General features: G+C 52.9%; 24 protein-coding genes, 2 pseudogenes and 1 other annotated feature. Of the genes and pseudogenes, 19 read left to right on the top strand and 7 right to left on the bottom strand.

Features of this window, described 5'->3' with window-relative positions:
- Window positions 1-321 precede the first annotated feature (321 nt).
- The gene (locus OGW13_RS04390; protein ID WP_042318668.1) at window positions 322-573 is read left to right on the top strand and encodes a YciN family protein; all 252 of its coding nucleotides are present in this window, start codon (window positions 322-324) and stop codon (window positions 571-573) included.
- A gap of 50 nt (window positions 574-623) precedes the next feature.
- On the opposite strand, the gene sohB is transcribed toward OGW13_RS04390, so the two are convergent.
- On the bottom strand, window positions 624-1,670 hold the full coding sequence (gene sohB, locus OGW13_RS04385; protein WP_043000534.1) for a protease SohB: 1,047 nt from the start codon (window positions 1,668-1,670) through the stop codon (window positions 624-626).
- A gap of 214 nt (window positions 1,671-1,884) precedes the next feature.
- On the opposite strand from sohB, the gene OGW13_RS04380 reads away from it, so the two are divergent.
- Together OGW13_RS04380 and cobO are read left to right on the top strand one after the other, a co-directional pair.
- On the top strand, window positions 1,885-2,646 hold the full coding sequence (locus OGW13_RS04380; RefSeq protein WP_125339770.1) for a YciK family oxidoreductase: 762 nt from the start codon (window positions 1,885-1,887) through the stop codon (window positions 2,644-2,646).
- On the top strand, window positions 2,643-3,233 hold the full coding sequence (cobO, locus tag OGW13_RS04375) for a cob(I)yrinic acid a,c-diamide adenosyltransferase (protein ID WP_044257724.1): 591 nt from the start codon (window positions 2,643-2,645) through the stop codon (window positions 3,231-3,233). Before OGW13_RS04380 ends, cobO begins: the two co-directional genes overlap by 4 nt.
- A 42-nt stretch (window positions 3,234-3,275) precedes the next feature.
- On the opposite strand, the gene rluB is transcribed toward cobO, so the two are convergent.
- The 3 genes from rluB to rnm all read right to left on the bottom strand — a co-directional run bounded on the left by rluB (window position 3,276) and on the right by rnm (window position 5,750).
- Window positions 3,276-4,151, bottom strand: a complete 876-nt coding sequence (gene rluB / locus OGW13_RS04370) for a 23S rRNA pseudouridine(2605) synthase RluB (RefSeq protein WP_043000531.1) — start codon at window positions 4,149-4,151, stop codon at window positions 3,276-3,278.
- A 100-nt stretch (window positions 4,152-4,251) separates the two neighbouring features.
- On the bottom strand, window positions 4,252-4,872 hold the full coding sequence (locus OGW13_RS04365; RefSeq protein WP_043000530.1) for an L-threonylcarbamoyladenylate synthase: 621 nt from the start codon (window positions 4,870-4,872) through the stop codon (window positions 4,252-4,254).
- The gene (gene rnm / locus OGW13_RS04360; RefSeq protein WP_287115745.1) at window positions 4,869-5,750 is read right to left on the bottom strand and encodes an RNase RNM; all 882 of its coding nucleotides are present in this window, start codon (window positions 5,748-5,750) and stop codon (window positions 4,869-4,871) included. Before rnm ends, OGW13_RS04365 begins: the two co-directional genes overlap by 4 nt.
- Window positions 5,751-5,908: 158 nt before the next feature.
- Window positions 5,909-6,003: a sequence feature (Trp leader region), on the top strand.
- 23 nt (window positions 6,004-6,026) lie between these two features.
- On the opposite strand from rnm, the gene OGW13_RS04355 reads away from it, so the two are divergent.
- The 5 genes from OGW13_RS04355 to trpA are packed head-to-tail and all read left to right on the top strand — an operon-like array spanning window position 6,027 to window position 12,555.
- A complete protein-coding gene (locus tag OGW13_RS04355; RefSeq protein ID WP_287115744.1) occupies window positions 6,027-7,589 on the top strand; it encodes an anthranilate synthase component 1 in 1,563 nt (520 codons plus the stop codon).
- Window positions 7,589-9,184, top strand: coding sequence for a bifunctional anthranilate synthase glutamate amidotransferase component TrpG/anthranilate phosphoribosyltransferase TrpD (trpD, locus tag OGW13_RS04350; RefSeq protein ID WP_044257722.1), 1,596 nt, complete (start codon window positions 7,589-7,591; stop codon window positions 9,182-9,184). Before OGW13_RS04355 ends, trpD begins: the two co-directional genes overlap by 1 nt.
- 3 nt (window positions 9,185-9,187) lie before the next feature.
- Window positions 9,188-10,546, top strand: coding sequence for a bifunctional indole-3-glycerol-phosphate synthase TrpC/phosphoribosylanthranilate isomerase TrpF (gene trpCF, locus OGW13_RS04345; protein ID WP_054176349.1), 1,359 nt, complete (start codon window positions 9,188-9,190; stop codon window positions 10,544-10,546).
- A gap of 9 nt (window positions 10,547-10,555) precedes the next feature.
- Complete coding sequence (gene trpB, locus OGW13_RS04340) at window positions 10,556-11,749, top strand: tryptophan synthase subunit beta (RefSeq protein ID WP_044257721.1); 1,194 nt, start codon at window positions 10,556-10,558, stop codon at window positions 11,747-11,749.
- Window positions 11,749-12,555, top strand: a complete 807-nt coding sequence (gene trpA, locus OGW13_RS04335; RefSeq protein WP_044327870.1) for a tryptophan synthase subunit alpha — start codon at window positions 11,749-11,751, stop codon at window positions 12,553-12,555. Before trpB ends, trpA begins: the two co-directional genes overlap by 1 nt.
- A gap of 36 nt (window positions 12,556-12,591) precedes the next feature.
- Here the strand turns inward: trpA and OGW13_RS04330 are convergent, their stop codons facing one another.
- Complete coding sequence (locus OGW13_RS04330) at window positions 12,592-14,055, bottom strand: GGDEF domain-containing protein (RefSeq protein WP_043000524.1); 1,464 nt, start codon at window positions 14,053-14,055, stop codon at window positions 12,592-12,594.
- Between the two features lie 581 nt (window positions 14,056-14,636).
- On the opposite strand from OGW13_RS04330, the gene OGW13_RS04325 reads away from it, so the two are divergent.
- The 4 genes from OGW13_RS04325 to OGW13_RS04310 all read left to right on the top strand — a co-directional run bounded on the left by OGW13_RS04325 (window position 14,637) and on the right by OGW13_RS04310 (window position 16,878).
- Window positions 14,637-14,819 carry a con-10 family general stress protein gene (locus OGW13_RS04325; RefSeq protein ID WP_044257720.1) on the top strand — a complete coding sequence of 61 codons (183 nt, stop codon included), beginning with the start codon at window positions 14,637-14,639 and terminating at the stop codon, window positions 14,817-14,819.
- 88 nt (window positions 14,820-14,907) lie between these two features.
- Complete coding sequence (locus OGW13_RS04320) at window positions 14,908-15,408, top strand: YciE/YciF ferroxidase family protein (protein WP_044267182.1); 501 nt, start codon at window positions 14,908-14,910, stop codon at window positions 15,406-15,408.
- Window positions 15,409-15,472: 64 nt separating this feature from the next.
- Window positions 15,473-15,979, top strand: coding sequence for a ferritin-like domain-containing protein (locus OGW13_RS04315; protein WP_043000521.1), 507 nt, complete (start codon window positions 15,473-15,475; stop codon window positions 15,977-15,979).
- A 20-nt stretch (window positions 15,980-15,999) separates the two neighbouring features.
- Entirely contained in the window at window positions 16,000-16,878 is an 879-nt protein-coding gene (locus OGW13_RS04310; RefSeq protein WP_044267184.1) for a manganese catalase family protein, read from the top strand.
- Between the two features lie 73 nt (window positions 16,879-16,951).
- On the opposite strand, the gene ompW is transcribed toward OGW13_RS04310, so the two are convergent.
- Window positions 16,952-17,605 (bottom strand): outer membrane protein OmpW, encoded by a 654-nt coding sequence (gene ompW / locus OGW13_RS04305; RefSeq protein ID WP_043000519.1) that lies wholly within the window; start codon window positions 17,603-17,605, stop codon window positions 16,952-16,954.
- 250 nt (window positions 17,606-17,855) lie between these two features.
- Here ompW and OGW13_RS04300 point away from each other — a divergent pair.
- From OGW13_RS04300 to yciA, 5 genes and pseudogenes are all read left to right on the top strand, one after another.
- Window positions 17,856-17,933 (top strand): annotated as a pseudogene (locus tag OGW13_RS04300) (YkgJ family cysteine cluster protein); the annotation flags it as partial.
- Window positions 17,934-17,961: 28 nt separating this feature from the next.
- The gene (locus tag OGW13_RS04295; protein ID WP_043000518.1) at window positions 17,962-18,705 is read left to right on the top strand and encodes a YciC family protein; all 744 of its coding nucleotides are present in this window, start codon (window positions 17,962-17,964) and stop codon (window positions 18,703-18,705) included.
- Window positions 18,706-18,760: 55 nt separating this feature from the next.
- On the top strand, window positions 18,761-19,300 hold the full coding sequence (locus OGW13_RS04290) for a septation protein A (protein WP_043000517.1): 540 nt from the start codon (window positions 18,761-18,763) through the stop codon (window positions 19,298-19,300).
- A gap of 175 nt (window positions 19,301-19,475) precedes the next feature.
- Window positions 19,476-21,662: a TonB-dependent siderophore receptor gene (locus tag OGW13_RS04285; protein ID WP_287115743.1), complete on the top strand. Its 2,187-nt coding sequence runs from the start codon at window positions 19,476-19,478 to the stop codon at window positions 21,660-21,662.
- Between the two features lie 99 nt (window positions 21,663-21,761).
- Window positions 21,762-22,160 carry an acyl-CoA thioester hydrolase YciA gene (gene yciA / locus OGW13_RS04280; RefSeq protein ID WP_043000515.1) on the top strand — a complete coding sequence of 133 codons (399 nt, stop codon included), beginning with the start codon at window positions 21,762-21,764 and terminating at the stop codon, window positions 22,158-22,160.
- Between the two features lie 48 nt (window positions 22,161-22,208).
- Here the strand turns inward: yciA and tonB are convergent, their stop codons facing one another.
- Window positions 22,209-22,925 (bottom strand): TonB system transport protein TonB, encoded by a 717-nt coding sequence (gene tonB, locus OGW13_RS04275; protein ID WP_196010261.1) that lies wholly within the window; start codon window positions 22,923-22,925, stop codon window positions 22,209-22,211.
- Between the two features lie 90 nt (window positions 22,926-23,015).
- Here tonB and OGW13_RS04270 point away from each other — a divergent pair.
- Window positions 23,016-23,534, top strand: a pseudogene (locus tag OGW13_RS04270) (recombinase family protein); the annotation flags it as partial.
- A 65-nt stretch (window positions 23,535-23,599) separates the two neighbouring features.
- A protein-coding gene (locus OGW13_RS04265; protein WP_287115741.1) for an IS3 family transposase occupies window positions 23,600-24,683 on the top strand; the annotation gives its coding sequence in 2 pieces (ribosomal slippage) (window positions 23,600-23,837 and window positions 23,837-24,683; 1,085 coding nt annotated over the 2 pieces). This gene is flagged as partial in the annotation.

Raw genomic sequence — 24,683 nt, 5'->3', positions numbered from 1 at the left:
GGATATGGTCTCTGCGTCTGCGGATATCAACCCCTTGTACTGACTCTGTACACTAAATAGCCAGGTGACTGAGTTGACAGGTTTTTTCGCACAGAGGCGCTATAGCACGACGGAATTTCGGTCGAATGTCAAGCAAATCTGTTGCCTGGTTGACGAAAGCGTCACACTGTACCTGATAAAATTCGTTACGCAACTTTATTAGCATGCAAAACTAAATCCTGCCAGTCAGCAAAGGTTGACAACCCCTTGTACACACTGAGGGAATATTTGCCCAAAAGAGTTGGTCGGCGTAGACTAATGCCCTTGTTTAAGGAGTAAAAAATGCGCAAAGAGACACAACCTATCGATCGCGAAACGCTGTTGATTGAAGCCAACAAAATCATTCGTGAGCATGAAGATACGCTGGCGGGCATTGTTGCCACCGGTGTGACCCAGCGAAATGGGGTGTTGGTCTTCAGTGGGGATTACTTTTTAGACGAGCAAGGTTTACCCACGCCAAAGAGCACTGCCGTGTTCAATATGTTTAAACATCTGGCGCATGTACTTTCTGAAAAGTATCACCTGATTGATTAAAGCAAAAACGCGAGGCCTTGGAGCCTCGCGTTTTTCATTAATACCGTCTCTTACATCAACGGTTTTTGTCCGCGCTGCCACCAGCGCAGGAGCAGCCGATCGGCACTTTCCGCGGCGCTGCCTGTCACCCGATCGACCAGTTTCTTCCGTTGCAGATAGCGAACGTTCAGCACCTCTCGTCCTTCCATCAGCCCAAGGATCACCTCGTCGCTGGTATTTATCTCATCAATGAGCCCTTTCTCCAGCGCCTGCTGTCCGTACCAGTGTTCACCCGTCGCAACCTGTTCAATGTCCAGAGTCGGACGCATACGATGGACAAAATCTTTAAACAGGTGATGGGTTTCGTTTAAATCCTCACGAAACTTCTGCCGCCCTTCTTCGGTGTTCTCACCCAGCAGCGTCAGCGTCCGTTTGTACTGTCCGGCGGTATGCAACTCGATATCGATATCCTTGCCTTTCAGGAAACGGTTGAAGTTGGGGATCTGCGCAACCACGCCAATCGAACCGACAATCGCGAAGGGTGCGGAGACAATTTTGTCCGCCACACAGGCCATCATGTAACCGCCACTCGCCGCGACTTTATCCACGGTCACGGTCAACGGGATCTTTTTATCGCGTAAGCGTTGCAGTTGTGATGCGGCAAGGCCGTAACCGTGCACAACGCCACCAGGGCTTTCCAGACGCACCACCACCTGGTCCTGCGGTTTCACCACCGCCAGTACGGCCGTCACCTCTTCACGCAGTGAACTGACCTCGTGGGCATCCATACTGCCTTTGAAATCCAGCACCCAGACGCGCGGTTTATCCGACGTGTCGCTGTCGCCCCGTTTGGCTTTTACTTTGGCGGCTTTCACTTCCTGCTTATGCTTTTTCTTTTGCGCTTTATGCCAGAGTTTCTGTTGATGGCTATCGAGCAGCGCCATCGCCAGTTCATCCTTCATTTCTTTATATTGTTCGCTGAGGTTGGTAACCCGCAGTTCGCCACGCTGGCGCTTACGTTGGGCAACATTCACGATAATGGTGGCAATCGCCGCGATAGCCAGCACAACGGTCACGATTTTTGCTAAAAACAAGCCATATTCAGACAACAATTCCACACGTCCCACCTTGGTTAAACAACTTAGCGTCGGCTCAGTGTACATCAGGTGTAATGCGTCGTCTCGCGGGATATGCGGATGGATAAAAGTATGACAAAGTGTTCATTTTAGGGCGTTATCGCCGTTGGCTGATTGAAATTGAGTCCTGTTTCAGGCATAAACCCGACACACCAACGAGAAGCAGAGCGACCAGGCATGTCGCCGAGGAGTCCCCATGCATTATCAACCGAAACAAGACCTTCTGCAGGAGCGCATTATTCTGGTGACCGGCGCCAGCGACGGCATTGGCCGTGAAGCGGCCCTGACCTACGCTCGCTACGGCGCCAACGTCATTTTGCTCGGCCGTAATGATGAGAAATTGCGCCACGTCGCCGACAGCATTACCCAGCAAACGGACCGCCAGCCGCAGTGGTTTACACTCGATCTGTTAACCTGCACCGCTGATGACTGTCATCAACTGGCGCAGCGCATCGGCGGACAGTATCCGCGACTGGACGGCGTCTTACACAATGCCGGTTTACTGGGTGACGTCTGTCCGATGATCGAGCAGGACCCGCAGGTCTGGCAACAGGTTATGCAGGTCAACGTCAATGCAACGTTTATGCTGACCCAGGCATTGCTTCCTTTATTACTTAAGTCAGATTCCGGATCGTTAGTCTTCACCTCCTCCAGCGTGGGCCAGCAGGGTCGTGCTAACTGGGGCGCCTACGCGGCCTCTAAATTTGCTACCGAAGGCATGATGCAGGTGCTGGCAGATGAGTACCAAAACCGTCCGCTACGCGTGAATTGCATCAATCCGGGCGGCACCCGTACCGGGATGCGCGCCAACGCCTTTCCAACGGAAGATCCGCAAAAACTCAAAACACCCGCCGATATTATGCCGTTGTACCTGTGGCTAATGGGCGACGACAGCCGCCGCAAGACCGGCATGACCTTCGACGCCCAACCGGGCCGCAAACCAGGAATCGCCCAATGAGTGAAGAACGCTATCAACAGCGCCAGCAGCGCGTGAAGGACCGGGTTGACGCCCGGGTAGCCCAGGCCCAGGACGAACGCGGCATCGTGATTGTCTTCACCGGCAACGGGAAAGGAAAAACCACCGCCGCCTTCGGCACCGCCACTCGCGCAGTGGGACACGGTAAAAAGGTCGGCGTGGTGCAGTTTATCAAGGGGACCTGGCCCAACGGCGAGCGTAACCTGCTGGAGCCGCACGGCGTTGAATTTCAGGTGATGGCGACCGGGTTTACCTGGGAGACGCAAAACCGCGAAGCTGACACCGCAGCCTGTCTGGCTGTATGGGATCACGGCAAACGCATGCTTGCCGATCCGCAACTGGATATGGTGGTGCTGGACGAACTGACTTATATGGTGGCATACGACTATCTGCCGCTTGAAGAGGTGATTAACGCGCTGAATGCGCGCCCGTCTCACCAGACGGTGATCATCACCGGTCGCGGCTGCCATCGGGATATTCTCGAACTGGCCGATACCGTCAGTGAACTGCGTCCGGTTAAACATGCCTTTGAGGCAGGGGTCAAAGCCCAGATGGGGATTGATTATTAAAAAAGGCCCCTCGGGGCCTTTTAGCAATTACGGGATAGCGAATTAACCGTTGTTATTACGACCGCCTGCACGGCGACCGCCGCTCACCTGGCTGTGACGCTTCACGGCACGGCGAATCTGATTTGCCTTCATGCGGCGACGATCTTTCTCTACCGCCACTTTCGAGGTGGTTTCCGGCTCCAGTTCCACCAGCTCACGCAGATAGTTGGTCTGGGCGAGATCCAGTTCCGTCCAGCCGCCGCGCGGCAGACCTTTCGGCAGCGGAATATCACCGTAGCGTACGCGAATCAGACGGCTTACCTGCACGCCAACGGCTTCCCACAGGCGACGCACTTCACGGTTGCGCCCTTCGGTCAGGGTGACGTTGTACCACTGGTTTATCCCTTCACCACCGCTGAACTTGATGGTCTTGAACGCTGCCGGACCGTCTTCCAGCTGCACGCCACGGCTCAGATCGCGCAGTTTAGCATCGTCAACCTGGCCAAAGACGCGCACCGCGTATTCACGTTCAACTTCACGGCTCGGATGCATCAGGCGGTTTGCCAGTTCACCATCGGTAGTGAACAGCAGCAGACCGCAGGTATTAACGTCCAGACGCCCTACCGCAATCCAGCGAGCACCGCGCAGTTTCGGTAAGCGATCAAACACCGTAGGACGACCTTCCGGGTCGTTACGCGTGCACAGTTCACCTTCCGGCTTGTAATAGGCCAGAACGCGACAAATTTGTTCCGCCGACTCTTTCACCGAAATCAGGTGACCGTCGATACGAATTTTCAGGCCGGGAGTCACTTCAACGCGATCGCCCAGCGTGGCAATTTTGCCGTCTACACTGACGCGACCTGCTGCAATGATGGATTCAATTTCACGGCGGGAGCCGTGGCCAGCGCGCGCCAGCACTTTCTGTAACTTTTCGCTCATAGAGCTTCCTTTAGCTGTCGCCTTCACAGGCGTCGAACAGGAGAATCAACGGCGCTTTTCAGCGCCATTTTAAGGCCGCGTAGTATACAGAGTTGCGTCCTTATAAGAAAGGTTTAACGTCTCCGACGCCTTCACGCAAGACAACCGGAGAATCATCGGTTAAATCAATCACCGTTGTGGGTTGCTGGCCCAGATAACCGCCATGAATAATCAGGTCCACCTGCTTTTCCAGTCGATCTTTAATTTCTTCCGGATCGGACTCGGTAAAATCACTGCCTGGCAGCATCAGCGAGGTAGAGAGCATCGGCTCGCCCAGCGTCTGCAATAGTTCGAGCGCGATCGGGTTCGACGGCACGCGCAGACCAATGGTCTTACGTTTTTCCTGCAACAACCGACGCGGTACCTCTTTCGTCCCCTTAAGGATGAAGGTGTAGTTACCCGGCGTATTGTTCTTGATCAGGCGAAAAGCCACGTTGTCGACAAACGAATAGGTCGACAGTTCGGACAGATCGCGACACATCAGGGTGAAGTTATGTCCATCCGGCAACTGGCGAATACGGCAAATCCGTTCCATCGCGCCTTTGTCTTCAATTTTACAACCGAGCGCGTAGCCGGAGTCGGTTGGATACACAATCACCCCGCCCTTACGCACAATCTCAACCGCCTGGTTGATCAGGCGCTGCTGTGGGTTATCAGGATGAATATAAAAAAACTGGCTCATACTTCCCTCACTGTGGTGTTCTGTGGCTGCTCCCACGTCTGCCAGACGCCTTCAACGCCTGCCGGCAGCCAGAGCTTGCGACCCAACTCGATCCACGGGCAAGGTTGATGAAAATCAGATCCTTGCGATGCCCATAGCTGATGCTGGCGGGCGAGCGTAGCCAGTTGCGTGCGCTCATTCGGGGACTGTTGGCACTGCGCGACTTCCATCGCATCACCACGATGTTGCGCAAAATACGCCACCAGCCTTTTCAGCCACTTAGCGCTAAGATCATACCGCCCAGGATGGGCCAGTACCGCCTTACCGCCAGAATGATGAATGACATCAATAGCTTGTTCTATTGTACACCACTGTGGCGGAACGTATCCTGTTTTCCCGCGCGCGAGATACTTTTTAAACACATCCGCCATGGTGGTCGCTTTACCACACTCCACCAGATAACGGGCGAAATGGCCACGGGTCACCGCGCCGCCATCGGCCAGGCGCAATGCCCCTTCCCATACGCCGGTGATGTGCGCTTTTTCCAGGCGGTCAGCGATGAGCCGCGCCCGCTGCTGTCGGCGTTCCGTCTGTTGCGCCAGAAACGCGCACATCGCCGGATTTTCAATATCAATGTTCAGACCCACAATATGGATTTCGTGGTTTTCCCAGACCGTGGAGATCTCAACGCCAGGGATCAAAGTCAGCTCAAGGCCAGAACGTGAAATTTCTTCGCTTGCCGCGGGGATCGCGGCTGTGGTGTCATGGTCGGTAATCGCCAGCGTGCCTACACGCATCTCGACGGCGCGGTGGACTAGCGCTTCTGGCGTCAGCCGGCCATCGGATGCCGTGGTGTGACTGTGCAGGTCATAAATCACTGCATAATTCGTGTCGCTCAAGGCGAACTCCCGTCTCTCAAAAATAGTCTTTCCTGCGCATCATAACGGTTCCGGCAAATTTACTGAAATCAGGTGTTGACAATAACCCATCGAACTAGTTAACTAGTACGAAAGTTCACAAGCAAAAGGGTATCGAAATGAAAGCAACGTTTGTTCTGCACGGTGGGTGGCGCACTTCCTGATTTCGGGCAGTGTATTTCGCGTGTAGATCGCCACCAGATACCCGGCCCGCCAACAGCGCGGGCTTTTTTTTGAACAAAATTAATGAGAATAACCATGCAGACATCAAAACCGACACTTGAACTCATTACCTGCGATGCCGCCTATCGCAAAAACCCGACGGAATTGTTCCACCAGGTTTGCGGCAATCGTCCGGCAACGCTGCTGCTGGAATCTGCGGATATCGACAGCAAAGACGACCTTAAAAGCCTGTTACTGGTGGATAGCGCACTACGCATCACCGCTACCGGTGACACTGTCACCATTCAGGCCTTAACTGACAATGGCGCCGCACTGTTGACATTGCTCGATGCCGCCCTGCCCGCAGGCGTTGAAAATGAACGCCAGGACGCAGGTCGCGTGCTGCGTTTCCCGCCAGTCAGCCCATTATTAGACGAAGATGCACGCCTGTGCGCACTCTCGGTCTTTGACGCCTTCCGCCTGCTGCAGGGACTGGTGAACGTCCCGGCGCAAGAGCGCGAAGCGATGTTCTTTGGCGGTCTGTTTGCGTACGATCTGGTTGCCGGTTTTGAAGATTTACCACAGCTTGAGGCTGGCAACCGCTGCCCGGATTACTGTTTCTATCTGGCGGAAACGCTTGTGGTGATCGACCACCAGAAACAAAGCTCCCGCATTCAGGCCAGCCTGTTCAGCGAGAATGACGCGGAAAAACAGCGACTCACCGCACGTCTGGCACGTCTGAGCCAGCAGTTGACCGAACCTGCGCCGCCGTTGCCGGTCGTTTCCGTGCCACAAATGCGCTGTGAATGTAATCAGAGCGATGAAGAATTTGGCGCGGTGGTTCGCTCAATGCAGAAAGCGATCCGCGCCGGGGAAATTTTTCAGGTGGTCCCGTCCCGCCGCTTCTCACTGCCCTGCCCGTCGCCGCTGGCGGCCTATTACGTGCTGAAGAAGAGTAACCCCAGCCCGTACATGTTCTTTATGCAGGACAACGAGTTCACCTTGTTTGGTGCGTCGCCGGAAAGTTCACTGAAATACGATGCCACCAGCCGCCAGATTGAAATTTACCCGATTGCCGGTACGCGTCCTCGTGGTCGTCACGCCGACGGAACGTTGGATCGCGACCTCGACAGCCGCATTGAACTGGAGATGCGCACCGACCATAAAGAGCTTTCCGAGCATCTGATGCTGGTTGACCTGGCGCGTAACGATCTCGCCCGAATCTGTACGCCAGGCAGTCGGTACGTGGCAGACCTGACGAAAGTTGACCGTTATTCTCACGTTATGCACCTGGTCTCTCGCGTCGTCGGCGAATTACGCCACGATCTCGATGTCCTGCACGCCTACCGCGCCTGCATGAACATGGGCACGCTGAGCGGGGCACCGAAAGTGCGGGCAATGCAGTTGATTGCCGAAGCCGAGGGCCGTCGACGCGGCAGCTACGGCGGTGCAGTCGGTTACTTCACCGCGCACGGCGATCTGGATACCTGCATTGTGATTCGCTCCGCGCTGGTGGAAGACGGTATCGCCACCGTCCAGGCGGGCGCCGGTATTGTGCTCGATTCTGTTCCCCAGTCAGAAGCCGACGAAACCCGTAACAAAGCGCGCGCGGTCCTGCGTGCCATTGCCACCGCGCACCACGCACAGGAGACTTTCTGATGGCTGACATTCTGCTGCTCGACAACATCGACTCATTCACCTATAACCTGGCAGATCAGCTGCGTACCAACGGTCATAACGTGGTGATTTACCGTAACCATATTCCGGCTCAGACTCTGATTGAGCGTCTGGCCACCATGAAGAACCCGGTTCTGGTGCTGTCTCCAGGCCCTGGCGTACCCAGTGAAGCAGGCTGCATGCCGGAACTGCTGACCCGTCTGCGCGGCAAGCTGCCAATTATCGGCATCTGCCTGGGCCATCAGGCGATTGTCGAAGCCTACGGCGGCTACGTCGGACAGGCAGGTGAGATCCTGCACGGTAAGGCGTCCAGCATTGAACACGATGGACAGGCTATGTTTGCCGGTCTGACGAATCCGCTGCCGGTTGCCCGCTATCACTCTCTGATCGGTAGCAATATCCCCGCCGGCCTGACCATCAACGCCCATTTTAACGGCATGGTGATGGCGGTTCGTCATGATGCCGATCGCGTGTGCGGCTTACAGTTCCACCCGGAATCCATTCTGACCACCCAGGGTGCACGTCTGCTTGAGCAGACGCTGGCCTGGGCGCAGCAGAAGCTGGAGCCGACCAATACCTTGCAGCCGATCCTCGAAAGACTGTATCAGGCACAGACCCTGAGCCAGCAGGAAAGCCACCAGTTGTTCTCCGCCGTGGTACGCGGTGAACTGAAACCGGAACAGCTGGCTGCCGCGCTGGTCAGCATGAAGATTCGCGGCGAGCATCCGAATGAGATTGCCGGTGCGGCAACCGCCTTACTGGAAAACGCTGCGCCGTTCCCCCGCCCTGATTATCTGTTCGCCGATATCGTTGGCACCGGCGGCGACGGCAGTAACAGCATTAATATTTCTACCGCCAGTGCATTTGTCGCGGCGGCATGCGGCCTGAAGGTGGCAAAACACGGCAACCGCAGCGTTTCCAGTAAATCCGGCTCATCAGACCTGCTGGCCGCCTTCGGTATCAATCTCGATATGAATGCCGACCGATCGCGTCAGGCGCTGGACGAACTGGGCGTTTGCTTCCTGTTTGCCCCGAAATATCACACCGGATTCCGTCATGCGATGCCGGTACGCCAGCAGTTAAAGACCCGTACGCTGTTCAACGTACTGGGGCCGCTGATTAACCCGGCGCATCCGCCGCTGGCGCTGATTGGCGTTTATAGCCCTGAACTGGTTTTGCCGATTGCCGAAACCCTGCGCGTGCTGGGTTACCAGCGTGCCGCGGTCGTACACAGCGGCGGAATGGATGAAGTCTCTCTGCATGCGCCGACCATTGTGGCGGAGCTACATGACGGCGAGATCAAAAGCTATCAGCTGACGGCAGATGACTTTGGCCTGACCCCTTACCACCAGGAACAACTGGCAGGCGGTACGCCGGAAGAAAACCGTGACATTCTGACACGCTTACTACAAGGTAAAGGTGACGCCGCCCATGAGGCAGCCGTTGCCGCAAACGTCGCAATGTTAATGCGACTGCATGGTGAAGAAGATCTCAAGGCTAATGCGCAAACCGTTCTCGAGGTCTTGCACAGTGGTTCCGCTTATGACCGAGTCACCGCTCTGGCGGCAAGAGGGTAAATGATGCAAACCGTTTTAGCGAAAATCGTCGCAGACAAGGCGATTTGGGTGGAAGCCCGCAAACAGCAACAACCGTTGGCCAGTTTTCAAAACGATGTCCAGCCCAGCTCGCGTCACTTTTATGACGCCTTACAGGGCGCGCGTACGGCTTTTATTCTGGAGTGTAAGAAAGCCTCCCCGTCTAAAGGCGTGATCCGCGATGATTTCGACTCGGCGCGGATTGCCGGGGTGTATAAACATTACGCCTCCGCCATTTCCGTTCTAACGGATGAGAAGTACTTCCAGGGCAGTTTTGATTTCCTGCCGATCGTGAGCCGCATCGCGCCGCAGCCGATTTTGTGTAAGGACTTTATTATCGATCCTTACCAGATTTACCTTGCGCGCCACTATCAGGCCGACGCCTGCCTGCTGATGCTTTCGGTCCTCGACGACGAGCAGTATCGCCAGCTTTCTGCCGTGGCACACAGTCTCAAAATGGGCGTGCTGACAGAAGTCAGTAATGAAGACGAACTGGAGCGCGCCATTGCGCTTGACGCGAAAGTGGTCGGGATTAACAACCGCGACCTGCGCGACCTGTCGATTGACTTAAATCGGACGCGCCAACTGGCGCCGAAACTGGGCCAGGGTGTGACGGTGATTAGCGAATCGGGGATCAACACCTACGCTCAGGTTCGCGAGTTGAGCCATTTTGCTAATGGTTTCCTGATTGGTTCCGCACTCATGGCGCATGACGATCTTAACGCCGCCGTACGCCGTGTTCTGCTGGGCGAGAATAAGGTCTGTGGCCTGACGCGTCCGGAAGATGCCAAAGCCGCCTGCGAGTCTGGCGCGATCTATGGTGGACTGATTTTTGTCCCTTCATCACCTCGTTTTGTCAATATTGAACAGGCCCGCGAAGTGCAGTCCGCCGCCCCGCTACAGTATGTTGGCGTATTCCGTAATCACGACATCGCCGACGTCTGTGAAAAAGCAACACAGCTTTCACTGACAGCCGTACAGCTGCATGGCCGCGAAGATCAGGCGTATGTTGATGCACTACGCGCCGCGCTGCCTGAAAACGTACAGATCTGGAAAGCGCTGAGCGTCGGTGACACTCTCCCGGCCCGCGACTATCAGCATGTCGACAAATACGTGCTGGATAACGGCCAGGGCGGCAGCGGTCAGCGTTTTGACTGGTCGTTACTGCAAGGACAATCGCTGGATAACGTATTGCTGGCAGGCGGTCTTGGCGCGGATAACTGCGTTGAGGCGGCTAAAACCGGCTGTGCCGGTCTCGATTTTAATTCAGGTGTAGAGTCACAGCCGGGCATCAAAGATGCACGCCTTCTGGCCTCGGTATTTCAGACACTGCGCGCATATTAAGGAAAGGACATGACAACATTACTCAATCCCTATTTTGGTGAATTCGGTGGCATGTATGTGCCGCAGATTCTGATGCCTGCTCTGCGTCAACTGGAAGACGCGTTTGTCAGTGCGCAAAAAGATCCCGAGTTTCAGGCCCAGTTTACCGACCTGTTGAAAAACTACGCAGGGCGTCCCACCGCGTTGACCAAATGTCAGAACATCACAGCCGGGACCAATACCACGCTGTACCTGAAACGTGAAGATCTGCTGCACGGCGGCGCGCATAAAACCAACCAGGTGTTAGGTCAGGCATTGCTGGCAAAACGCATGGGTAAAACCGAGATTATTGCGGAAACGGGCGCGGGCCAGCACGGGGTAGCTTCGGCGCTCGCCAGCGCCCTGCTCGGCCTGAAATGCCGTATCTACATGGGGGCGAAAGACGTTGAGCGCCAGTCACCAAACGTCTTCCGTATGCGTCTGATGGGTGCGGAAGTGATTCCGGTTCACAGCGGTTCAGCCACGCTGAAAGACGCCTGTAACGAGGCGCTGCGTGACTGGTCTGGTAGCTACGACACCGCGCACTACATGCTCGGCACCGCTGCTGGCCCGCACCCGTTCCCGACCATCGTGCGTGAATTCCAGCGCATGATCGGCGAAGAAACCAAAGCGCAGATCCTCGAAAAAGAGGGGCGCCTGCCGGACGCGGTGATCGCCTGCGTGGGCGGCGGTTCCAACGCCATCGGGATGTTTGCCGATTTTATTAATGAGCCAAACGTTGGGCTGATTGGTGTAGAACCGGGTGGTCACGGGATTGAAACCGGTGAACACGGTGCGCCGTTGAAGCACGGTCGCGTCGGGATCTATTTTGGTATGAAAGCGCCAATGATGCAGACCGATGAGGGACAGATCGAGGAGTCCTACTCCGTCTCTGCAGGTCTGGATTTCCCGTCCGTCGGCCCACAGCATGCGTACCTGAACAGCATTGGTCGTGCCGACTACGTGTCGATCACCGATGATGAAGCGCTGGACGCCTTTAAAACGCTCTGTCTGCACGAGGGCATTATCCCGGCGCTCGAGTCGTCACACGCCCTGGCCCACGCGCTGAAAATGATGCGTGAGAATCCGGAGAAAGCGCAACTGCTGGTGGTTAACCTTTCCGGTCGTGGGGACAAAGACATTTTCACCGTACACGATATTCTGAAAGCGCGAGGGGAAATCTGATGGAACGCTATGAAAGTTTGTTTGCACAACTAAACGATCGCAAGGAAGGTGCCTTTGTTCCCTTCGTGACCCTCGGCGACCCTGGCGTTGAACAGTCGCTGAAGATTATCGATGCCCTGATTGAGGCAGGTGCAGATGCGCTGGAGTTAGGGATCCCTTTCTCCGATCCGCTCGCTGATGGCCCGACCATTCAGAGCGCCACGCTGCGCGCGTTTGCCGCTGGCGTCACGCCGACCCGTTGTTTTGAGATGCTGGCCGCCATTCGCGAAAAACATCCGACCATTCCCATTGGTCTGTTGATGTACGCGAATCTGGTATTCAGCAAAGGTATTGACGCGTTTTATGCCAAATGTGCCGAGGTCGGCGTGGATTCGGTTCTGGTCGCCGACGTGCCGGTGGAAGAGTCTGCGCCATTCCGTCAGGCGGCGCTGCGCCACAACGTTGCGCCGATTTTCATCTGCCCGCCCAATGCCGATGATGACCTGCTGCGCCAGATCGCCTCTTATGGCCGGGGTTATACTTATCTGCTGTCTCGCGCAGGGGTGACGGGCGCAGAAAACCGCGCTGCGCTGCCTTTGCATCATCTGGTAGAGAAACTGAAAGAGTACAACGCCGCGCCTGCTTTGCAGGGCTTTGGCATCTCGGCACCGGAGCAGGTGTCTGCCGCCATTGACGCCGGCGCCGCTGGCGCGATCTCCGGTTCCGCGATCGTCAAAATCATTGAGAAAAATGTCGAGCAGCCTGATCAGATGCTCGCAGAACTCAAATCATTCGTCAGCAGATTAAAAGCCGCTACCCGTCAGTAATACCCAAAGACCGCCAGTCTCGCGCTGGCGGTCCCATTATTTAGCCTGCTTCATTTTGTACATCTCGCCATCTGCATACTGAATGGCATCATCAATGCCCTCAGTCACTTCGGCTACGCCCCATGAGATGGAAAGCGGCACCTGCGTCTCCTTCACGAGAAACTGATACTCATTGATTTGCTGGGTGATACGTTCCGCGATGGCGACCGCATCGCTCGTTTTCGCCTTATACAGCACAATCACGAACTCATCTCCCCCGGTGCGAATCACCAGATCGTCACTGGTGCGGGTGTTGGACAACATCCGGTTGGCAATAATCTGTAGCGCTCTGTCCCCGGCAACGTGTCCCCAGGTGTCGTTAATTGCTTTGAATTTATTGCAATCAACCAACACCACCGAACTGTCAGAGAGATCCCGCCGCTTGATGATGTCGAGAATTTTACGGTTGAAACAGCCCGTCAACGAGTCGATGTAGACTTTCAGATCGCTCTCATTTAGCCAGGATTTTAACCCCATCATGATCAGTACAAAGAAGAACGGTGCCATCAGGATCAGCAACCCCGCCTGGGTGTCATGCATCGCAAACCCACTGAGCGAGATAGCGTAGTGAATGACATATTTCTCAGAGAGCACTTTGAAGGCAATTTCCGGACGCTTTTTACATTCCCCCCACAGACAAAGCGACTGCTGATTCAAAGTATTCACCAGCGAAACGTTCAGCCCATGCGGCACCTGTCCATCAAAGGCGTCGCGTAATGCCTCCTGAAGTTCCGGCTTCGCATGATCGTAAACCAGATAGCCAAGGATATGGTCGGAAATCTCAGTACGCGAGAGGTCATAAATATAACTCACGACGCTAAAGGCTTTCTCATCCGTGATTTTATCGTTATAAAAATCCGTGGAGCTTAAGGCCTTCGTTTTGACACTCTTTTCCAACAGGCGGGTATAAAAATCGACGGGAGGTAAAAAGAAGTCGGAGATATTCTGCGCCATTTGCGACGTACGATAATTAAACGCTTTGGTGTCAGTCGGCGTAAACCAGTAAAAATAGCTCGCATCCTCGGCAATAACGTAGCGATGAGCATCGAAATTTCCGGGGTTAAGCGCATTCACCCTACCGCGAATAAACTCAGCGGCGGTATACATGCACAGTGCGTTCAACGTCGGTTCACGCGCCACCATCGCGCCCGATGCGGAGTGAATGCGTTTCCTGTCGGCGTTAATTCCCCAGACCCTTCCACGAGGGAGAAATAGTGACATGGCACCACACTGATCGGCGGCTTTGATCTGCCGGTAGCGCACGCCGGTCGCATCCGCGATCATTTCATTATCATTGAAGATATCAAGCATCCGCGTTTGCAGGCGGTTCATTCCTTCATTGACTGCTGCCAGTCGCTGCTCATAAATAATAAACAAGAAAAGTGATGTAAATAGCAGCGTGGTTAGCGCTGAAATAATAAGTGCCTGTCTGTTTCTTAAACTGTCCTGCACGATTTTCACTAAGGCACCCTGAGCATCAACACGCTGTTAACACTACGTTATTCGATTTTAAGAAGGCAGTACAGGTCTCACGGGAGAATCTCGCCCTTCTGTCAGACGACTTGTGAGTAGAACCGCCCCGCTACAAATAATTTTAGTCTACCTGCGCCGCTTTACGTGGTGCGCAAACACTCAGCGTTAGCCTGTCATCAGGCTGAAAGAGCGGTTTTGATGCCTGCGTCCTCTGGGTTGTAGCACAGATCTGCGACCAGGAATATTCTTAAAGAGACAGTCTTATGATTATTTACAATGTCAACCCATCCACATAAATGTAAATTTACGTCAATTACATTAACAGTATTAATATAACCACACATTATGATACCATGAGTTATTAATAGAATAGTGAATTATAAGGCGTTAAGTCGCTCATTTCTAAAGGGCTACATTATTATTTTCTGATGGCTGCACCACATTATATTTCCCCCTCGTGACAAATCCGTAACAATTTGACTATCCCGGGATAGCGACTAATTTTAGAAAGGTACCGACACCGGTCACAAATTAACATTTATGTTTACCAACGAAACAGGAGAAATAACATGGCCGAACATCGTGGTGGTTCTGGAAATTTCGCCGAGAATCGTGAAAAAGCATCAGAAGCGGGCCGTAAAGGTGGCCAACATAGCGGCGGAAATTTTAAAAACGATCCGCAACGTGCTTCTGAAGCAGGTAAAAAAGGCGGCCAAAACAGCCGTGGCGGAAATAAATCCGACAAATCGTAGACATCCTTTTTTTTTATAATTTTTAAGATTTATCGTTTACGAACGCTGCGAGTCTTTCGACTCGCAGTATCATCCCAGGAGAATAGAGATGAATATTAAAACTGTTGAAGATGTTTTTATCCACCTGCTTTCAGACACCTACAGCGCAGAAAAACAATTGACTCGGGCGCTATCGAAATTAGCCAGAGCTGCCTCCAGTGAAAAATTAAGTCAGGCATTTCAGTCCCACCTTGAAGAGACCCAAGGGCAAATTGAACGTATTGATCAGATCGTTGAATCCGAAGCGGGTATTAAAGTAAAACGCATGAAGTGTGTGGCGATGGAAGGTCTGATCGAAGAGGCCAACGAGGTCATTGAGAGCACCGAGAAAAACGAAGTGCGTGACGCTGCGCTTATTGCCGCCGCACAGAAAGTTGAGCACTATGAGATTGCCAGCTACGGCACCCTTGCCACTCTCGCAGAGCAACTGGGCTATCGCAAAGCAGTGAAACTGCTGAATGAAACCCTGGAAGAAGAGAAAGCAACCGATATTAAACTGACCGATTTAGCCATCGGCAACGTGAATAAGAAAGCGCAAAATAAATCCTGAATTATTTTTATCCTGGTTATTAAATATCCGCTTTTAATTAATTCATTCCCAGAGGACATTACAAATGAATGCTATCGAACATTATCATGACTGGCTTCGTGACGCCCATGCTATGGAAAAACAAGCCGAATCGATGCTGGAATCCATGGCGGGTCGTATCGATAACTATCCTGATCTACGCTCGAGAATTGAGCAACATATTAGCGAAACCAAACATCAAATTACGATTCTGGAAGAGATCCTCGACCGCAATAATATCTCACGTTCTGTCATTAAAGATTCCATGAGTAAAATGGCGGCGCTGGGACAATCCATTGGTGGTATTTTTCCATCTGATGAAATCGTAAAAGGTTCGATCAGCGGTTATGTTTTTGAACAATTCGAAATTGCCTGCTATACCTCCCTGCTTGCTGCGGCGCAAAAAGCAGGCGATACCGCCTCAATTCCGGCTATTGAATCTATTCTCAATGAAGAGAAACAAATGGCTGACTGGCTGATTAAGCATATTCCGCAAACGACGGAACAATTTTTACTGCGCTCGGAAACTGACGGCGTAGAAGCCAAAAAATAACAAATACATCAGGAGGCATAATGTTTCGACACGTTAAGCAACTTCAATATACGGTGCGAGTCAGCGAGCCTAACCCTGGTTTAGCGAATCTTTTGCTTGAGCAATTTGGCGGCCCACAGGGCGAACTGGCTGCGGCATGTCGTTACTTCACTCAGGGCCTGGGTGATGATGATGCTGGACGCAAAGAGATGCTGATGGACATTGCGACCGAAGAACTGAGTCACCTTGAAATCATCGGCTCCCTTGTCGGGATGCTGAATAAAGGGGCCAAAGGCGCATTGGCAGAGGGGACGGAAAATGAAGCCGAACTGTACCGATCCTTAACGGCAAATGGGAATGACAGCCATATCACCTCGCTGCTGTATGGCGGCGGTCCGGCCCTCACTAACTCCGCCGGTGTGCCCTGGACTGCGGCGTATATCGATACGATTGGCGAAGTGACAGCCGATTTACGCTCCAATATCGCGGCTGAAGCACGCGCTAAAATCATCTACGAACGCCTGATCAACGTAACGGACGATCCCGGTGTTAAGGATGCACTGGCATTTTTGATGACGCGCGAAGCGGCACACCAGCTCTCCTTTGAAAAGGCGCTCTACTCTATTCGGAATAATTTTCCGCCGGGCAAATTGCCGCCGGTCGAGCAATACACGAATGTGTATTACAACATGTCGCAAGGCGACGATCCGCGTGGAAGCTGGAACAGCGATGACTATTTCGATTATGTTGCCGATCCGCAGCCTGCCGTGGATGGCGGAGATGGCCTGGCGACCGTCAAACTGACCAAAGAGCAACAGGCGATGGTCAAAGCCATGGCGAAAAGGACCCAGTCCGATCCGAACGCAGACCCATTAACCGGCGCTGAGCTGGGTGATGGCGAACCAAAGGACAAAGCATAAGCAGATATAGCGATAAAACCGTGTGTGTCATGTCCCTGTTGACCCCGTAAATACGGGGTCTTTTTTAGGCCAATCAGAAACGGTAACCGGCAGAGAACATAAATACCCACGGATCGAGGCGGATGTTGTCGTTGTAACGACCTTCCGGCAGTACGGCGCCGTTAGATTTATATTTGGCTTCGGTATCAATATCCATGTACCACACTGACATGTTGATCAGCCAGTCGCGGTTGATGAGATAATCCAGACCGACTTGCCCTGCCACACCCCACGAGTCTTTCAGACTAAGATCGGACAGCCCTGCATTCTGACCATCATCATTGAATTTCGTGTCGAAAAAGGTGGTGTAGTTAACGCCTGCGCCAACATAAGGACGCAATTTGCTGCTGGAATCACCGAAATACCACTGCGCCATCAGGGTTGGCGGCAGGTGATGAACGGTGGCGATATCACCGGTCGCCTGCGTGCCTACTTTATGGCGGAATGGCGTTGCCGCCAGCAGTTCAACACCGATGTTATCGGTCGCCATATAAGTGAATGTCAAACCTAACTGCGTGTTGTTACTGACATTAAAGCCGCCTAAATGGCCTAACGTTCCATCCGCACCTTCCGTCGGTCTTACCGTCGCCGAACCGGCACGAATAAAGAACTCACCAGCTTCATGCGCGTAAACGCTGCCAGAGAGAAGTGTACATACTGCCAACGCCGCCACTGTTAATTTTTTCATATCCGCTCCATCGTTATGGTTATAAATACGTTACAAATATACCTACATTGGAGTAATAAGTGATCTCTCCAGGGTCACATTCGACTATCAAATTCAATGTTTGTTGATCCAGATTAAAGTAGAAGTGGTATTGAAAATACAATTATTGGAATCAGATCAATTTTTAATATTTCCATGATGAATGCATTTCTTGCGTTTTTGCGTTTGTTAAAACTGACTCCCCGTAGATTTGTTGAGCAAATTACTCTGGCTTTACAAAGATATGCTTTTCCATACACCCCTTGATGCTGCCACTGCGCAGTTATCCAGGGTACAATTGCATGCTTAACAACACCTGCAGAACTCAAGGAGAGTGCATGTCTATCACGGCGAAATCTGTATACCGTGACACCGGGAATTTTTTCCGTAATCAATTTTTAACCATCCTGCTGATCTCGCTGCTGTGCGCGTTCATCACGGTGGTATTAGGGCATGCCTTCTCACCCAGCGATACGCAGATTGCGCAACTGAGTGAAGGGGATCATCTTGAAGGAAGCGTAGGCTTGTTCGAACTGGTGCAAAACATGACGCCGGAGCAGCAGCAGATCCTGTTGCGCGCCTCGGCAGCGTCTACCTTTTCAGGACTGATTGGTAATGCCGTCCTGGCCGGTGGCGTTCTGCTGATGATTCAGTTAATTTCAGCCGGTCATCGCGTCAGCGCCCTGCGCGCGATCGGTGCCAGTGCGCCGATCCTGCCGCGTCTGTTCATCCTGATTTTACTGACGACCCTGCTGGTACAGCTCGGGATTATGCTGGTCGTGGTACCAGGCATCCTGTTGGCTATCCTGCTGGCGCTTGCGCCGATTATGCTGGTTCAGGATAAAATGGGTGTATTCGCCGCAATGCGCAACAGTATGCGTCTGGCGTGGTCTAATATGCGACTGGTCGCCCCGGCGGTGATGGGCTGGCTGCTGGCAAAAACGCTACTGTTGCTGTTTGCCTCCAGCTTTGCTGCGCTTGACCCTAACGTTGGCGCCGTTATCGCGAATACGTTGAGCAATCTGATCTCCGCCATATTGCTCATCTACCTGTTCCGTCTGTATATGTTGATTCGCCAATAACCCTGTCTGCGTCGCCGGCAGTAATGCCCGACGCGTTTGATTACGGAATCGAAGAATGAAGCAGTTTCTTGATTTTTTACCGCTGGTTGTCTTCTTTGTTTTTTACAAAGTGTACGACATCTATGCGGCCACCTCGGCGCTCATTGTCGCAACAGCAATCGTGCTCATCTACAGCTGGGTTCGCTATCGCAAAGTTGAAAAAATGGCGCTGATCACCTTTGTTCTGGTGGCCGTGTTCGGCGGGTTAACCCTCTTCTTCCATAATGATGAGTTTATTAAATGGAAAGTGACGGTGATTTACGGCCTGTTTGCCGGTGCGCTTCTGGTTAGCCAGTGGATCATGAAAAAGCCGCTGATCCAGCGCATGCTGGGTAAAGAACTGACGCTGCCACAACCGGTCTGGTCGAAGCTCAATCTCGCGTGGGCCATCTTCTTTATTCTGTGTGGGCTTGCCAATATTTACATCGCCTTCTGGCTGCCGCAAAACATCTGGGTGAACTTTAAGGTATTCGGCCTCACCGCCTTGACGTTGATCTTTACCCTGTTGAGTGGTGTTTATATCTATCGCCATCTCCCGCAAGAAGACAAATCGTAAATGCTCATCCAACCAGGTCCATGGGCCTGGTTTTGCTTTCTGCACAACCCCTGCCGTACTCGCCCTAAATTGCCTGAATCGTGAAGATATTATGGAGATTGCCTTCACAACATTGAAATGAGAATAATTATCATTGATATTCCGTATCGAATTTTTACAATTGGGATGTCAGTTGATGAATACGATAACAAAAATTTCTCCGCGCCCTCTGGCGCTTTTGATAGCCACAGCATTAAGCGGAAATGCATTCGCCACAGACGACGTTCTGAACGACGGTGAAACGATGGTCGTCCAGGCCACTGCCGAAGAAGCTCTCAAGCAACAACCCGGTGTTTCTATTATCACCGCCAAAGACATTGAAAAATCCCCACCGGTCAACGACCTCTCCGATATTATTCGCACCATGCCCGGTGTGAACCTGACGGGCAACAGCGCCAGCGGCAGTCGGGGAAATAACCGTCAGATTGATATTCGCGGCATGGGTCCGGAAAACACGCTGATCCTGATTGACGGCGTACCGGTCACCTCGCGAAACTCGGTGCGCTATAGCTGGCGCGGGGAGCGTGATACCCGTGGTGACACAAACTGGGTACCGGCAGAGATGGTCGAGCGTATTGAGGTGCTGCGTGGCCCGGCAGCGGCACGTTACGGTTCCGGCGCGGCGGGTGGCGTCGTAAATATCATCACTAAACGGCCAACGAACGACTGGCATGGCTCGCTGTCTCTTTATACCAACCAGCCCGAGAACAGCAAAGAAGGTGCCACCAGGCGAGCGAACGTCAATCTGAGCGGCCCGCTCATTGACGATGTTCTCACCATGCGTTTGTATGGCAACATCAACAAAACTGACGCCGATGCGGCGGATATCAATACCCGGCAAAATGGATCCTATGCCGCAGGGCGCGAAGGGGTGCGCAATAAAGACATCAACGCCCTGCTCTCCTGGAAACTGACGCCACAGCAAATTGTCGATTTTGACTACAGCTACAGTCGTCAGGGCAATATCTATGCCGGGGATACCCAGTATAGCAACGCTAACGTCAGTCCTGACGGGCTGGTCAGTACCCTTTACGGCGATGAAACCAACCGGATGTATCGTCAGTCGTGGGGGCTGACGCATAACGGCATCTGGGACTGGGGGCAGTCTACATTCGGCGTCTACTACGAAAAAACTAATAACACCCGAATGCAGGAAGGCTCGACCGGTAAAGTGGAAGGGATGATCAATAACACCGAATACGCCACCAGCCGCCTGGAATCTTATCGTTCTTCCGGAGAACTCAACATCCCTGTCTTCTGGCTGGTTGATCAAACCCTGACGGTGGGTGCGGAGTGGAACCGTGACGAACTCAACGATCCGGCGTCTATGCAGGCCACCAGCGCATCCGGCGTGCAGATTGGCAATGTCTCCGGTGACGCCTCCAGTCGCAGTTCCAAAAATAGCGCCACGCTCACCGGTATATATCTGGAAGATAATATCGAAGCGCGGCCTGGCACGGATATTATTCCGGGGATCCGTTTTGACTATCACGACGAATTTGGCAGCAACTGGAGCCCCAGTCTGAATATGTCGCAGGAACTGGGCGATCTGTTTAAGCTGAAAGCCGGGATTGCGCGCGTCTTTAAAGCGCCAAACCTGTATCAGTCCAGCGAGGGATATTTGCTCTCCACGCGCGGCAACGGGTGTCCGAATACTATCGCCACCGGCAGTTGTTATCTGCTGGGTAATCCGGATCTGGACCCGGAAATCAGTATTAACAAAGAGATCGGCCTGGAATTTAATTACGCTGGGTGGGATGCGGGAATCACCTGGTTCCGTAATGACTATAAGAATAAAATCGTCGCCGGGACCGATATTATCGGTTACGCCTCCAACGGAAATAACATCCTGCAATGGGAAAATGGTGGCAAAGCGATTGTCGAAGGTCTGGAAGGTAACGTGGTGATTCCGCTGGTGCCGGAAACGTTAAGCTGGCGCACAAACGCGACGTATATGATCAAATCAGAGAACAAGGACACCGGTAACCCGCTCTCCGTGATCCCGAAATACACCATTAATACCCTGCTCGACTGGCAGGTGAACGACAAGCTTTCCACGCAGCTACAGTGGACGCAGTACGGTCGACAAAAACCGCGCGAGTATGCTGAAACGCGCAACGAAACGGGTGCCATGTCGGATAAGGAGATGGGTGCCTACGCGGTTGTCGGACTCGGCGCTAATTACCAGATGACGAAAAACCTGCGCCTGAATGCCGGGATCAGTAACCTCTTCGACAAGCGGATCTATCGTGAAAACGATGGCGCCTCAACCTACAACGAACCCGGACGCGCTTACTATGCGGGCGTAACGATGTCATTCTAATCACCCAAACGCCCGTCTCGCGGGCGTTTCCCCTCTGTTCTCCATGCTAAAATCATAGTAGCATCGCGCCTGAAATTTTTTTCTACAGTCGGTTTTACAATGACAACAACAACTCACGCCCCGCAGGGCGAACTGGTTTTACGCACACTGGCTATGCCTGCCGATACCAATGCCAACGGTGATATTTTTGGCGGCTGGCTGATGTCGCAGATGGATATTGGCGGTGCTATTCAGGCCAAAGAGATTGCCCATGGTCGCGTGGTGACCGTCCGCGTGGAAGGAATGAGCTTTCTGCGTCCGGTTGCCGTCGGCGATGTGGTATGTTGCTACGCCCGTTGTGTGAAGCGCGGAACCACTTCCGTCAGCATCAATATTGAAGTCTGGGTCAAGAAAGTGGCGTCAGAGCCAATTGGCCAGCGCTACAAAGCGACAGAGGCACTGTTTATCTACGTCGCGGTAGATCCAGACGGTAAACCCCGCCCGCTACCGGTAGAATAAATACAAAAAAGCCTCCATTACGGAGGCTTTTACGTTATCACCAGATGATCATTCGATTTGCGTGGTGCCGTTCAGACGGAAGACGATATTCACGACCAGCCCTGAACCCGGTTTACCGGCTTCATAGCGCCATCTGCGCATCGCATTCTTCACTTCACGTTCAAACATGTTAGCCGGTTGCGCTGACACGATTTGTACGTTGTCCACCCGGCCATCGGACGTAACATCAAACTTCACTTTTACCCGCCCCTCAATGCGTAATGCCTGAGCGCGCGCAGGATACTGCGGCTGGTTACGCGTTAACGCACGTGGACCTGCCGGAACGCTCACTGTCGGCTTGCTGGTTGCCGGCGCGCTGCTGGTGGCCGGACGCGAAGGCGCGGTATTCTCAAACGGCGACGCCGGACGCGGCTCGGCAGGTTTGACATCACGCTTCGGCTGCTCCTGTACCTTTTTCACCGGTTTCGGTTTGGGCTTAGGTTTAGGCTTCGGTTTCTCGATAACAACCGGCGCCTCTTTGGGCGGTTCGGGAATCGGTTCCGGCTCAGGTTCAGGCTCGACAACCGGTTCCGGCGGCGGCTGGACAGCCTGCGGCGGTTCCAGGTCGGCTGGCGAAACCATCGTTACGGAGATGGGCTGCGCAGGGGCAGGCAATTCAATAACCTGATGTACCGAGGTATACAAGAGTCCCGCCACTAAAGCGCCATGAATGCCGACAGAAAGTAGCGTCGGCCAGGGAAAGCGACGAGGTAAATCAAGGGTCATTGTATTGTAGCTATTCGGCATTGTAGCATTAGCCATAACGTTTATAAGTTCATCTTTAAATGAGAATCAATTGCATGGGAGTTTATCACCATGAGAAGCGTAATTACATACCTTCGGTACAGTTCAGCTATACAAGGTGTTGAAGGTGCTGATTCAACCAGACGACAAAACGACCTGTTCAAGCAGTGGCTGAAGAAGAATGGCGATGCTCAAATAGTAGCGTCTTTCAGTGATGAAGGGTTGAGTGGTTACAAAGGTAAACACCTTACTGGTCAGTTTGGTGACATGTTAGCCCGTATTGAGGCTGGGGAGTTTCCAGAAGGTACAATTTTGCTCGTTGAGAGTATCGACCGTATAGGCCGCTTAGAGCATCTTGAAACAGAAGCCTTGATGAATCGCATCTTAGGCAACGGGTTAGAGATTCACACGCTACAAGATGGTCTTATCTACACAAAGGATGCTTTAGCCGATGACCTTGGTATAAGCATTATTCAGCGTGTCAAAGCCTATATAGCGCATCAGGAATCTAAGCAGAAGTCTTTCCGTGTTAGCCAGAAGTGGGAACAACGTGCAAAACTTGCCCTTGCTGGTGAACAGCGTCTTACAAGAAATGAATCGCCACGGGTTTAACAGACACCTCAGAGTCATTTAAGATGGCTTAAAGAGAGGTGCCCATGAGCGGTAAGCGTTATCCCGAAGAGTTTAAAATTGAAGCAGTCAAACAGGTTGTTGATCGCGGTTATTCTGTTGCCAGCGTTGCAACACGTCTCGATATCACCACCCACAGCCTTTACGCCTGGATAAAGAAGTACGGTCCAGATTCTTCCACTAATAAAGAAGAGTCAGATGCTCAGGCCGAGATCCGCCGTCTCCAGAAAGAGCTGAAGCGGGTTACCGACGAACGGGACATATTAAAAAAAGCCGCGGCGTACTTCGCAAAGCTGTCCGACTGAGGTACGCCTTTATCCGTGACAACACCTGTTGCTGGCCTGTTCGCCTGCTCTGTCGGGTGCTGGATGTTCATCCCAGTGGTTTTTACGCCTGGCTTCAGCAGCCGCATTCACAACGCCATCAGGCAGACCTGAGGCTGACAGGGCAGATTAAACAGTTCTGGCTGGAATCGGGATGCGTCTATGGTTATCGCAAAATCCATTTGGATCTGCGGGACAGCGGGCAACAGTGCGGAGTGAACAGAGTCTGGCGACTGATGAAACGTGTCGGGATAAAGGCTCAGGTCGGATACCGGAGCCCGCGGGCACGTAAAGGCGAGGCCAGTATCGTGTCGCCCAACAGGCTCCAGCGACAGTTCAATCCGGATGCTCCGGATGAGAGTTGGGTAACGGACATAACCTACATCAGGACCCACGAAGGCTGGCTGTATCTTGCCGTGGTTGTTGATCTGTTCTCACGCAAAATTATCGGCTGGTCCATACAATCCCGGATGACAAAGGACATTGTCCTGAACGCACTGCTGATGGCTGTATGGCGGCGTAATCCCCAAAAACAGGTGCTGGTTCATTCGGATCAGGGCAGTCAGTACACAAGCCATGAGTGGCAGTCGTTCCTGAAATCACACGGCCTGGAGGGCAGCATGAGCCGTCGCGGTAACTGCCATGATAATGCGGTTGCAGAAAGCTTTTTCCAGTTGTTGAAACGTGAACGGATAAAGAAAAAAATCTACGGAACGCGGGAAGAAGCCCGCAGCGATATTTTTGATTACATCGAAATGTTTTATAACAGTAAGCGTCGGCATGGTTC

It is taken from the genome of Citrobacter sp. Ca225, assembly GCF_030337175.1.
GTDB classification, from domain to species: domain Bacteria; phylum Pseudomonadota; class Gammaproteobacteria; order Enterobacterales; family Enterobacteriaceae; genus Citrobacter_A; species Citrobacter_A amalonaticus.
Note: the sequence above shows the minus strand (reverse complement) of the source record. Positions and strands in the feature narration are given on the sequence as shown.